Here is a 12,389-nt window from a genome sequence, read left to right as displayed (position 1 = left end):
TGAACTGCCCCATAAATGTTAGACATCAAACTAACATTTATGGGGGTTTTTTAATGGCTAAATTTACTGCAGAACAAAGGATTCTAATTGTTTCAAGGTATTTAAATGGGAATGAATCTATCAATGAGATTGCGCGGGAGGTTCAGGTAAAACCAACTATTTTGAGTGGATGGATTCGCCTATACGAACAACATGGCATTGAAGCTTTTCTAAAAAGCTATACAAGTTATTCAACTCAGTTTAAAATGGATGTACTAAATTATATGATCGAAACGGGTACATCTTCTATTGATACAGCTGCGATATTTAATATTTCTTCTCCTGGAATGATACGAAATTGGAGATTAAAGTTAAATCGAGATGGATTAGACGCCCTACAACCAAAGAAAAAGGGGCGACCATCTATGAAGAAAGAAACAAAGAAAATTGATTCAAAGAAAGAAACACCAAAACTAGTTGAAGATACGGTAGAAGTACTACAAGCGAAAATTGAGCGTTTAGAAATGGAGAATGCCTACTTAAAAAAGTTGAACGCTTTAGTTCAAATGCAGGAAAAATTACAAACAAAATCAAAGCGCAGGTAATTTTTGAACTAAAGCATATGTATGAAGTTGTAGATTTAGTTGAAGTCGCTGACATTCCACGTAGTACGTATTATTATTGGGAGAAAAAATTAAATCAACCTGATAAATATGCGAACGTAAAAGAAAGTATTAAAGAGATTTTTCATGAACATAAGGGTCGTTATGGACACCGTCGGATCACGAAAGAACTAGAGAAACGAGGGTTTAAACACGATAAAAAAACCATCAATCGTTTAATGAATGATATGGACTTACTATGCTTAGTCCGCATGAAAAAGTACCGTTCTTATAAAGGTAATGTGGGAAAAGTTGCTCCTAACATCCTAAACCGTGATTTTTCTGCAGAGAAAGTGAATCAAAAATGGGTAACCGATGTGACGGAATTCCACCTATTCGGTGAGAAACGTTACCTCTCTCCAGTACTTGATTTGTGTAATGGTGAAATCATTGCTTATAACGTCATGAAACGTCCTGTTTATAAATTGGTCGGAGAAATGTTAGTCCAAGCAATAGAACGTCTTCAGCCAGGAGAGCAAGTGATTCTTCATTCAGATCAAGGCTGGCATTATCAAATGAAACAATATCAAAAAACATTAGAACAGCACCAAATTACGCAGAGTATGTCTCGAAAGGGAAACTGTTTGGACAATGCAGTCATGGAAAACTTCTTTGGCTTATTAAAGTCCGAACTCCTTTATCTACAGGATTTTGACAGTATAGAGCATTTTGAAAAGGAATTAGCTGATTATATTCACTATTACAATCACAAACGAATGAAGGCAAAATTAAAAGACCTGAGTCCGGTGGAATACCGAACTCAAGTCTTAAAAGTTGCATAAAATTATTTGTCTAACTTTATTGGGTCAGATCAGTATGCCATTAAAGTAAATGGCTGCTCTCTATTTTTTTTACATTGGAACAACAACATAAATCAGGAATTGAAGGAAATAATGGTAATCCTGTATACAAGCAGTTCTTACAGAAGGAATGTTTTCTGGACAAACCTCATAAGGATGAATGAGCATCTTTTGTTTTGAAAATATGGGGTGATCAATATATTGGGGAGAATAACTGCTGTAGTAATTGGGAGTATGCTGTTAGGGATTGGGATTAACGGCTTTTTAGTTCCGCATCATTTAATAGACGGGGGAATAATCGGTCTAGCACTTATTTTGCATTATTATTTTGATCTTCAAGCAGGGCTATGGTCTGCTTTGTTAAGTGTCCCATTAATCCTTTTTGCTTGGATAAAAGACAGACCACAGTTTCATGGCAGTGTTTACGGGATGATTATGACTGCTATCTTTATTGACATACTGGCACCTATTCGATTTTCCCTGCCGATATGGGCGAGTGCCATTTTAGGAGGAGCCATTTGCGGGATCGGTGTTGGCTTGATGCTTCGATATAAGACAAGCACAGGAGGAACTGACTTGATTGCTTATTTTATAGCCAAGGTTACTCCATTGAGTATTGGTCTGATCATCGCTTTAATGGATCTCTTCATCGTCTTACTAGGGTATCAAACACTAGGACTTCAGAGTATTGTGTTTTCAAGCATCACTATATTAACTGCTGGTGTCCTTGCGAATATTTGTTATGAAGGATTCTAATTGCCTTGTGCCCCTTTGTATTTTAAAGCAGAATTTAGTTATTTCAGATATTCCCTAGATGTTACTATCATTAAGCAAGAAATGGAGAATGTTCGGCACTCATTTCCTATACAAAAAAACCCCACCTAGGAAGGTGAGGCAAACATAATATTATTTTGTCATGTGATTTTTTATGAAGCAACCACAGTCTGCAGCTTTCCGATTCTTTCATCTGGATCTGGGTGGCTAGAGGCAAGGTTGGCCCATAAGCCCTTTGATGCGCTTACTTCTAAGCCGTTAAAACTGTCAATCACATGAATTAGTTCGTCTCCATACCCGCATTTAGCGGCAAATTGGTCTGCAGCATATTCATTTTTTCTTGATGAATGCATCACTAGAACCATACCAAACTTAGTCCATAGCCACATTAAGCCGACGAGGACTACATCGATAAAGAAAGTCATCAACAGTGTACCAATGCTGCGGTTAACAACCGCTGACATCATGCCAATCACATTGAAGATAATGCGGTAAATAACAAACATAACCGTTACAATCATATTTCCTACAGCAACAATTAAAACTAAATCTGTATCTTTATTTGAAAGATGACCAAATTCATGGGCTAATACAGCTTTAATTTCCTCATCACTATAGCTAAGCAGCCCTTTATTTACACAAATGGTTCTTCTTCCTGTTGCGAATGCATTCGGACTGTTATCGTTATTTAGGAATAGCTTTACATCATCAGCAATCGTCGGATCGAGTTGTTTGGCCTTTTTGTAAACCTCATCAAATAATGGCATTAATCTTTCAATATGCTCTTTGCGGCTTAGCTGTTTACACCCTTGCTGTATCCGTAAAATCCATTCGCCAAAAGGTGATAATGCTAGTGCCAATGAAAATACGTACAAAACTAGACCTATAATCGGATCCTGAAATATAAGCATTAGTAAAATCGTATTTAATAGAAGATAGATGGAAATACTGATATTTCTCATTTGTACAAGTCTTTTTACGAAATCAATTAAATACACAAAAATTCCCCTTTATGTTAAAACTTTTATTAACAAGAATCAGTACTTTTTATAAAGTGAAATGGCTGCAGCGCTGCTATCGGTTCGATTTTCTTGCAGGCTTATTTGCACCCTATAGTCCTTGTTAAGTTCATAAAACAAATTTAATACCGGCGGATCAAATTCTATATCTTCTTGCTGGCTATCTGGCTCACCCCATGAACGAATGAAATCATCGCCGGTTAATATTCTTTCAACAGGCAGCTTGCGAATAACCGTATAAATTTTATCCCCCTCTTCTTTTAAATAGGGAATGGCATAAATAAACTTTTCATATTCTAGATGTTTCGCACCCATATATCCAAATTCACTGATTTGGTATTCACCTTTAAGCAAATTAGCAATCTCCTTGTTAGAGTCAGATAATTGCACCTTTGATCCGGGCATGCGGCCTTTCTTTAATTCATCTAAATATTCACGCGATGCAAACCACTTTGAGTCGCCAATCGTATAGGTAATCATCTGGTCAAATGGATTTTCTCCAAATTCTATCGTTTCTCCGAGATCACTTTCTGACACGATGAATGTATCTGGCTCATCTGCCTGCTGCTGCATGCTTGTCCTAATTTGGAAACCGTACAAAGACAAAGGTTTCTCCGGTGTAAACTTTATGACATCCCCGGGCTGCACATCAAGGATTTCTCCATTTGGGATGCTTGCTGTAAGAGGAGCAGCATCATTCTCCTTGTTATAAGTAATAACGAGATCACTTTTAGCGGATGATTGCTTTAACTCTGTTGTATGTGTAACGTCGTCCAACTCGTAGGTATACGTTTCAACTGTATGGGCATCTTCGATAATTAATTGATTCTTTTCCACACGCACTTTTCCATATTGTGTGGCTGTGCTATCGACCCGTTCTATTTTCAGCTGCTGATCTTGAACAGAGAGAACAAGGATGCCCGTTCGGCCGCCTTCTGCCGCATGTTCATAAATCTCAATGGCCACCCTTTCACTGCCTCCATCTAATTTAAGAGATCCTACAAAATTAGCTGGATGAGAAAGGAATTCATTTTTAGCCAATTCCGTTTTCCATTCATCTGCTGATTCATCAAATGTGGCCAATCCAAACCAAGCCGTTTCACCTTCTAAAGAGACATCTCCATTATGATGACAAAAGCTGATAATAGATGGCCTTTTTTGATCGGGCTCTAAATAAGCTGTCGTCATCTCTACTGATAATCGCGGACAGGCTTCTGCCATTTTTGCGGACATATCGACTTCTTGCAATAAATCTTCCAGCTGTTCATTTGTTCTTTCAATTGTTTTTTCCTTGCTTTCCTCAACCGCTGGAGCGTCAGGCTGTTTCGCTTCCTCTTTTTCCTTTGATGATTCCGCACTGCAGCCAGTCATCAGTATTGCGAGTAAAAATATATAAAACCACTTCATTCCTCCACCTCATCTTGTTCATTTTTCATGCTGAAGACTGACTCTGAAATCGAAGTCAGCTGAATATAATTAGAATAAGCATTATGCCTTTCTAGCTCTTTCTTATATGCGGCAATGACGTGAGATATCTTTTCCGCATATACGAATGGAGGGAGTGAAAACCTCAGCCAGCGCTCAAGTTCCTTTCCATAATCAACATGGGGAAACTTCTTAGGTTCAAGCATATGCTCTATGAATATTGATTTAATTTTTTCGACTTGCTTTTGCTCTAGAGACGGCGACTTCATTTTAATATATTGATAAACTTGTGACGCCCGCAAAATGACTTGATCACTTTCATTATTCATTCTAACCGTGTCATTTGCGATCACAACGATCGGGTCAATATGAATATAAGATGTATACTCCCCAAAATTTTTTAGTGTCTCATTCAGAAACCTCTGCTTAATGCCCACATGTCGATTTACTTGACTCGCAACATCCTTCATTGGCTCAACACTGCCATCTGGAAGAACCTTTTGCCACTGTCCATCTTTCGTAACATGAATCATGTATTTACCAGAGCTGCTGAAATTCTTTGCCTCAATTGAAAAAACACCATTCTCAGAAATTATGATTGCATCTGACTCTACTGAGGTCTCCTCTGTTTCAATTCTCACATTATATAAAGTGTGCCAAACATCGCGGTACACCTCTAATTCATTAAATAATTTCTGTTCACCCTCCAAGCCCTTGTCGATGATATATCGTTCATCCCGAATCTTTTTCAAGATAGCCGGAAGAAAGCCTGAATGATATGGCTCAATCCAATTAATCGTGTTTTTGATATATTCATAATCTAATTCATTGCGGGTAAATAATGCTTCAATGGCTCTTACATCGCTTGCATCACGATTATAGATATTGACATCGAATAATTGCACACTAGCTCGATAAAATAAGTGATCAAAAGCTTCTTCAAGCTCTTTCATATTTTCTGCAGACTTTAAATATGAATAATGGGCGATGACCGTCCGGTTAAATACCATCAAAAATTCATCTTCCAATTGATTCAAGTAAGCCATTCTTTCTTCAAGATCATGATAGACAACAGCTGATTTCTGCGGTATTCCGCTATTAAAATAGGCATCTGCAAGTAATTTCTGCTGATATTTCTGTGCTAATTGAAGTTCTTTAAAAATTGCTTGTTCCACATGATCGATATGGTCCATCGGCCATCGTTCAAGCATTTTCTGTGCCACAAGTGCCTTTTTCTTTATCCGTTTTCTCCAAATGAAAAGTAAAACGGCCAATAAAATAATAGGTATAATAACTTTGTAGTAAATCGAAAAAAGTTCAAAAGTAAAATATAATGCGACAAGAATAATAAGGGGAGTGAGACAACCATCATTACTGCTCATATGTATCTTCCCTTATTATTATTTGAAGGTTTGGGAGCACTCGCCTGTTCCAATTCATTAATTTTCCCAATCCCCATTAGCTGCTTCGTTTTTCTTCAAATACCTTAATCTTTTATAGGCATTCAATAATCCAATAATCCATCCAAGGCAAATTGTAGCAATAAATGCCAGGGCAAAATTCAGCATTGTGATTGATAGAGCCGTATAGCCATGTGCTCTGCCTTTCGCCCAATGCTCTCGGTCGCTGCTTCTTATCCGGTTATATAAATTTAGAATCTCTCTCCAGCCATATACAATCCCAATTGGATAACAAGCGATTGCCAATAAAATTAAATAATCATTCGTGCCAAATCTTATATGGGAACCTGAATAATTTTTGATCGCGTAGATACAGAAAATGACTGCCAATACGACGCCAATTCCTGCTAATATAAGGATCTTCCTCCATTCCTTTTTATAAGCCATCTGATTTCCTTCCTTTCAAGCTTTTGCTCTCTTAATTTCTTTTACAGAATCATCCAAATTCTTTTTCGGCAAAAAAAGCCATAGCAAAATAGGCCATGGCTTTCTACTATGGCAACCTGACGATCATAGCACTATGATTTAGTGCCTTAGACTCATGGCTTTGCGTCCTCCTCTTTCAAGCGAGTTTGCCTTTATCAATATTAAACTATTAATAGGTCGGATGATTCATCCGGGAGTTATTATATAAGAAAAAAGTACTTTGGTAAATATATTATTTATAACTATTATTTTCATGAATATAGTATTAATTCCCTTTAAATCTAGTACTTTCCATGATTTTACTTACATTTTATACCATCAAAACCACATTTTACACATTGCTCCTAAAGACAACTCCCTATATTATGACAATGTACCTAATTTATCCTATTCTGGAGGGAATATATGTGAAAAGAAGTAGTTTAGTAATAATGTTTGTTATTGCCTTTTTAGCAGGAACACTCGTTTCTAATACGTCTGTAGGGGCAGCAGTATCTGTATCATCTCTTCAAAAAGAAATTCAATCATTAAAAAACAAACTAACTGCTAAGGATAAAGAAATTAAAAAGCTAAAAGCTGAGGTTGCAAAATATAAAAAGGATGCCGACACATATAAAGCAAATGCTGCAAAAGCAGTAAAATCAAATGTTGGCTATCAAGGCAATATTTTAAGCGGCAACTATCAAAGTGGGAACAAATCTGTTCCGGTATTACTTGATTATCGCGGAGTCAGGTATGCGCCTATTGATATGGTGGGATCCCTATTAGGGGAGAAAACAGCTTTCGACAGATCGAAAAATACGTATTATTTCGGAACAAAACCAGAAGGAAGTTATTTGTCTGATTTAATGAGTCCCTATAAATCTTATAGAGGAGTAGACATTAATGAGGAGATGACGGTAGCTGGAGAGAAGTATAATAAAGGGTACAGTATGTATTTTGGTTATGATGGAGTGGGCTATTCCTTGAATTTAAAAGGGAAGTACACCCAGTTAACAGGAATTCTAGGATTTGAAGATGAATCTGCATACTATGCCAACATGGAAATTTACGGGGATGGAATTCTGCTCGCTACCTATGAATTAAATGGTGGGGAATTGCCGAAAGAAGTGGATCTCGATGTGACAAATGTCCATAATTTAAAAGTAGTTGCAGAAAAGGCTAGCGCTGGGCCAACTATTGACTTTGTAAATATAGTGGTGCGTTAGACTCATTCTTAAAACGTTTATTTTTTATAGCAAAAACTGTGTCTCGTTCTCTAAATAAAAGAGGGTTCCAACAGTATTAATTGAAACTGTAGACCCTCTTTTTATATTAGCTAAATTTCAAATTACACTTTTATTTATAGTAATACTCATACAAGAATAAAACCTCAAGCATCGTATCCTCTGTTAATTCTACCTTTTTAGTAATTTCATTCGGTTTGAATTCCACAGTTATTGACTTTTCCCCTTTTGGCGCTAATCCAAAGGACTTAAATTTCAATGGGTAAGGATTTTCCTTTGTAAAAGCATGGCTTGCGATTTCTTCTGATTCAGCATATAAAGTGAATCTAGAATTCAGCTCTGTAATATAGTGGTTGGTATTATTATAGATAACTAAGTTAGCTACAAGATTTCCATTAGCCTTGTATGAAGCGCTCTCTATAACAGCGTTTACTCCCGGTCTGAATGTTGGTTCCATGATTCGGGCAAGGAATACAGAGAACTCTGCACGTGTTAATGGTTTATTCGGCTTGAAGTAACCATCGCTTCCCACTGTAATATTATAATTAGCAAGTGCCTGAACAGGCTGATAAAACCAATCAGATTTTTTAACATCTTTAAATGGAACAGCCATAGCTGGTACTAATTCAAATGAATCAGCAAATACTTTAGCCATTTGTGCACGAGTCATACTTTTTTCAGGTTTAAAATACTCTGCTTGGTCAAATAGTCCATATGCAACACATGTGGCAATTTCCTTATAAGCCGGATGTGTAACTGGAACATCCTTAAACCCTGGATCCGGGACATCAGCACTATCTAATTCTAAAGCTCTATATAAAATAACAGCTACATGAGAGCGCTTGACCGGGTCGTTAACCCCGAATTTCCCATTTGTATACCCATTAATAATGTTTAAGTTTGCAAGATAATGAATCTCATCTTTTGCCCAATACTTGCTGTTAACATCCTTAAAGCCTGCTGCATCCACCTTTGCTGCAGGGGAAATCAATGAAACGATAAGTAAAAATGCTAAAGCTAAAACAGAAATTTTTTTCATGATAAACTCCCTTCAATCATTATATAAGGAGTATATACATACAATAAATGGATTTAAAGGAACTAAATACCTATTAATAAGGAGTAAAAAACCAATCCATTCGTTGATTTAGGGACCTTTCTCTCATATGAGCTAACAATGCTAAGGGAAAGTTTAAAGGTACGAGATTGTTAGAAGAATCACGAGCTATCGATCTATTAATCAAACGTTTGATTAGAAAAAGCCTCCTTCATATATCCAGAAATTTTTGGTAATATTCAGATGATGACAGTCATCGTTTAATGTTAGTATAGTAATTAATAGTTGCCATAAAAACACAATTAATTAAGGAGCTGTTATTCTATGAAAAAGTGGCTGGCTGGAGCTGCTGCATTCTTGATGATATCAGGATTAACCCCGGCAAAGGATACGCATGCTGACCGCCTTCCGTTTAAGGATATCCCTCAGGATCATCGCTTCTGGGCTGAGGAAGAAATTGGTTACTTAATAAACGAAGGAATTATCAGCGGCTATTCAGATGGAACGTTTCGCCCCAATGACACGTTAACGAGACAGCAAGCATCAGGTTTAATTGTCCAGGCGCTTGACCTTAATTTAGCAGGTCGCCCCGATCCAAACTTTAAGGATATTAAAAAAGGGGCTTACTATTATAAAGCAATTGCTGCAGTAGCTGAGGAAGGATTAATACGCGGGTCAAACGGAAACTTCCGGCCGAATGAATCGATCACAAGAGCACAAATGGCAGCCATTCTCAGAAGAGCATTTGCCTATAAGCCAGTGAATGTTCAAAAGTTTATTGATATTGAGAAAACGCACTGGGCATATTTAGACATAAATTCTATCTCGGAAAATGGCATCACTTGGGGAAAAGGCAAACTGCAATATGATCAAATGGTCCATTACTTTGTTCCAGGTGAAGCTACCACTCGTGCTCAGTTTTCTGTATTCCTTGCTCGGGCTTTAAACAGTGATTTAAGCATTGCTTCGGGTCTGGGAAGTATTAATGGGAATCATACAGAAAATAAATTCCCTAACTTAGGAGATTGGGAGATTAAAGTAGATAAAACTAGCGTTACCGCACAGAATAAAAAAACAGGTGAAGAAGACATTATTGTAGATGAAGGCCAGCTGTTTAACTGGTATAGACATGATTTGAGAAATAGGATGAAAGATAGCAGCACACTAACCGTAGAATTGGATGCTTCAACAGCTAAGCTCTCTAGCCAAAATTATTTACAAATGCCGGTCATTTTAAAAGGGGGTTCACTTCCTAAACCAATCCGCTCCTATCTTTCAATCGAAATTTCAGCAGATGCATTAGGTACTGAAACTGAAAAACCAGTAATTAACTATCGGTTAGACCCCTTCAATGACTACAGCTTAAGCAAATATAATCAGCATCAGATTATCATGGACCGTTTTGTCGGCAATGTAAAAAAGGCTGATAGTAATAATGTGACAATTAGTATATATCGAGGGAGATATTACGACAATCAACTGTTTAAATTGTTCGATGTTCTCATAAAAAACGACCGCACATCGACAGGCTACAAAGACCCAGAGTATAAGGATTTCACTTCTATTCGGGCTGATGGAAGCCGTTATTTCTATTACAATACGAATGGCTTATACAGCATGTACCACGATGGAACACAGAAAAAGCTGCTTCTAAAAGGGAATATTCATTCCTTTAAAATCGATGGAACGACCATTTATGCTGAACTTGAAAACGGTGCTAAATATAAAATGTCCTACACAGGGACCTCCCTGCAAAAGGTGAATTAGCTGAGAATGGTGTTAGGCTGCACTGTCTAAAATATAAAAGGCACATGATGATTTCATGTGCCTGCTATTTTGCAATTTATTGTACTTTTACTTGTTTAGTTGAACTCTTATTTCCAGAAGAGTCCTGTGCATATATCTTTAAGATCGTTCCCTTCGCTTGCGGTTTAATACTTATTTTATAGATTCCGTTTGCCGCAACCTTTGCACTTCCAATTTTCTTGCTTCCTTTATACACGTGAACAGTGGCACCCGCTTCCGTTTTCCCGGTAACTGTCTTCGAACTTTTCGTTACATTATTTACTGTTGGAGCTGCTGGCGGTGTTTTATCGACAACAGTCTTAGTAACTATTTGAGTCCCATATCCATTTTTTGCACTGATTTCAATCTTTGTTCCTGCTTTTTGCTTTGGAATAGTGATTGAAAAGATCCCCTTTGAATTCGCTTTTTTCTTATATTCTTTGCCTGATATCTTTACGATTACTTCTTGATTTACAGCAGTCTTCCCTGTAACCGCCTTCGCGTTATCCCCAATCAGGTCAACCGAAAGTGGTGCTAGAAGATATGGTGCCTTTACATTTAAAAGATATTTTCCAGTTTGTCCGCCCCAGCCGTCATAAATTTTTAAGTAATAGGTTCCTTTAGTCAGTGTAACGGGTTGATGGTATTTAGCTGGATTTTTTGAGCTGCCATGTATATTATCGCTAAAAACGCTATCATTCTCTATGTCTAATAACTGAATATAAGTGCTGCTATCGACATAAGATGTTAAATTAATGAAGATCTCTCCGTTTTTTGGTACCGTGATTTTATAAACATCAGTAGTATCGTTCCATGATAAGAATCCTGTTTTTGTTTGAAAAAAAGGCAGTGTTTGAGCTTCTACAGATCCGTTATTAGGTTCACTATCATGATTATTAGCGTATGCTATGGATGTTTTTACAAGGTATTTACCTGATTGCCCACCCCAGCCATCATAAATTTCTAAATAATAAGTTCCAGGTTCTAAATCTACCGAATTTACATATTTTGCAGGATTTTTGGAACTTCCTTTAAAGTTATCACCAAAAACCTTATCATTATTATCATCTAATAATTTGATATATGTGAGATTATCCACATAGGATGATAGATCAACAGTAAATCTTCCTGCCTTAGGTACAGTAATTTTATAAACATCCATATCATCATTCCATGATAAAAATCCTGTAATCGCCTTATCAAATGGCAGCGGCATTGCCTCGACCGTACCGTTATTAGGTTCGATTTCATTATTTTTTGCTGAAGTAAAACTTGTTTTTATCTTGTAATTCCCTTCTTGGCCACCCCAGCCATCATAAATATCCAACCGATAGGATCCAGCTTCTAAATCGACCCAATTAGTGTATTTAGCTGGACTTTTTGAGCTGCCATAAACATCATCACCAAAAACCTTATTGTTATGATCGTCAAATAATTTGAAATATGTAAGATTATCCACATAGGACGTAAGATCAAATGTGACTCTTCCTGCCTCATCTAATTTTATATAATAACTATTGCTCGTGATATCTTTTGTCAATTCTCCATTTGTTTCCTGATTAAACGGCAGAGTAACTTCCTCAGCCGAAGCCTTTTGGCTTATACCATTGAATCCAATTAAGAAAAATAGTGCTACTAGCAGAAATCTACAAGATTGATAAAATGTATTTTGCATATTCAAAGATGTCCCTCCAATTAAACTGGCATTTTATATAAAAGTAATTTAAAAATAAAAAAATCCATCCCCCCTGCAGATAAATTGAATGAAATCGCAGG

10 protein-coding genes and 1 riboswitch are annotated in these 12,389 nt (G+C 36.9%); of the genes, 4 read left to right on the top strand and 6 right to left on the bottom strand.

Annotated features, from left to right (window positions below; translation table 11 throughout):
- Window positions 1-53: 53 nt before the first annotated feature.
- Both C1726_RS13955 and C1726_RS13950 read left to right on the top strand, forming a co-directional pair.
- A protein-coding gene (locus C1726_RS13955) for an IS3 family transposase (protein ID WP_102271266.1) occupies window positions 54-1,423 on the top strand; the annotation gives its coding sequence in 2 pieces (ribosomal slippage) (window positions 54-519 and window positions 519-1,423; 1,371 coding nt in all).
- Between the two features lie 219 nt (window positions 1,424-1,642).
- On the top strand, window positions 1,643-2,197 hold the full coding sequence (locus tag C1726_RS13950; RefSeq protein ID WP_235822780.1) for a YitT family protein: 555 nt from the start codon (window positions 1,643-1,645) through the stop codon (window positions 2,195-2,197).
- Window positions 2,198-2,367: 170 nt separating this feature from the next.
- On the opposite strand, the gene C1726_RS13945 is transcribed toward C1726_RS13950, so the two are convergent.
- From C1726_RS13945 to C1726_RS13930, 4 genes are read right to left on the bottom strand one after another with little or no spacing between them, the layout of a single operon-like run.
- The gene (locus C1726_RS13945) at window positions 2,368-3,213 is read right to left on the bottom strand and encodes a zinc metalloprotease HtpX (RefSeq protein ID WP_102273711.1); all 846 of its coding nucleotides are present in this window, start codon (window positions 3,211-3,213) and stop codon (window positions 2,368-2,370) included.
- Between the two features lie 39 nt (window positions 3,214-3,252).
- Complete coding sequence (locus C1726_RS13940; protein ID WP_102273710.1) at window positions 3,253-4,641, bottom strand: hypothetical protein; 1,389 nt, start codon at window positions 4,639-4,641, stop codon at window positions 3,253-3,255.
- Entirely contained in the window at window positions 4,638-6,041 is a 1,404-nt protein-coding gene (locus C1726_RS13935; protein ID WP_102273709.1) for a nuclease-related domain-containing protein, read from the bottom strand. The genes C1726_RS13940 and C1726_RS13935 overlap by 4 nt, the downstream gene beginning before the upstream one ends.
- Window positions 6,042-6,098: 57 nt before the next feature.
- Window positions 6,099-6,506, bottom strand: coding sequence for a hypothetical protein (locus C1726_RS13930; protein ID WP_102273708.1), 408 nt, complete (start codon window positions 6,504-6,506; stop codon window positions 6,099-6,101).
- Window positions 6,507-6,613: 107 nt separating this feature from the next.
- A riboswitch (cyclic di-GMP riboswitch) is annotated at window positions 6,614-6,706 on the bottom strand.
- A 246-nt stretch (window positions 6,707-6,952) separates the two neighbouring features.
- Between C1726_RS13930 and C1726_RS13925 the strand changes: the two genes are divergently transcribed.
- The gene (locus tag C1726_RS13925; protein WP_180968198.1) at window positions 6,953-7,753 is read left to right on the top strand and encodes an NPCBM/NEW2 domain-containing protein; all 801 of its coding nucleotides are present in this window, start codon (window positions 6,953-6,955) and stop codon (window positions 7,751-7,753) included.
- Between the two features lie 130 nt (window positions 7,754-7,883).
- On the opposite strand, the gene C1726_RS13920 is transcribed toward C1726_RS13925, so the two are convergent.
- On the bottom strand, window positions 7,884-8,810 hold the full coding sequence (locus tag C1726_RS13920) for an S-layer homology domain-containing protein (protein WP_102273706.1): 927 nt from the start codon (window positions 8,808-8,810) through the stop codon (window positions 7,884-7,886).
- 342 nt (window positions 8,811-9,152) lie between these two features.
- Between C1726_RS13920 and C1726_RS13915 the strand changes: the two genes are divergently transcribed.
- Complete coding sequence (locus C1726_RS13915; RefSeq protein WP_102273705.1) at window positions 9,153-10,595, top strand: S-layer homology domain-containing protein; 1,443 nt, start codon at window positions 9,153-9,155, stop codon at window positions 10,593-10,595.
- A gap of 76 nt (window positions 10,596-10,671) precedes the next feature.
- On the opposite strand, the gene C1726_RS13910 is transcribed toward C1726_RS13915, so the two are convergent.
- Window positions 10,672-12,288 (bottom strand): Ig-like domain-containing protein, encoded by a 1,617-nt coding sequence (locus C1726_RS13910; protein WP_235822860.1) that lies wholly within the window; start codon window positions 12,286-12,288, stop codon window positions 10,672-10,674.
- Between the last annotated feature and the right edge of the window lie 101 nt (window positions 12,289-12,389).

Source organism: Cytobacillus massiliigabonensis (genome assembly GCF_900199725.1).
GTDB lineage: Bacteria > Bacillota > Bacilli > Bacillales > Cytobacillaceae > Cytobacillus > Cytobacillus massiliigabonensis.
Note: the sequence above shows the minus strand (reverse complement) of the source record. Positions and strands in the feature narration are given on the sequence as shown.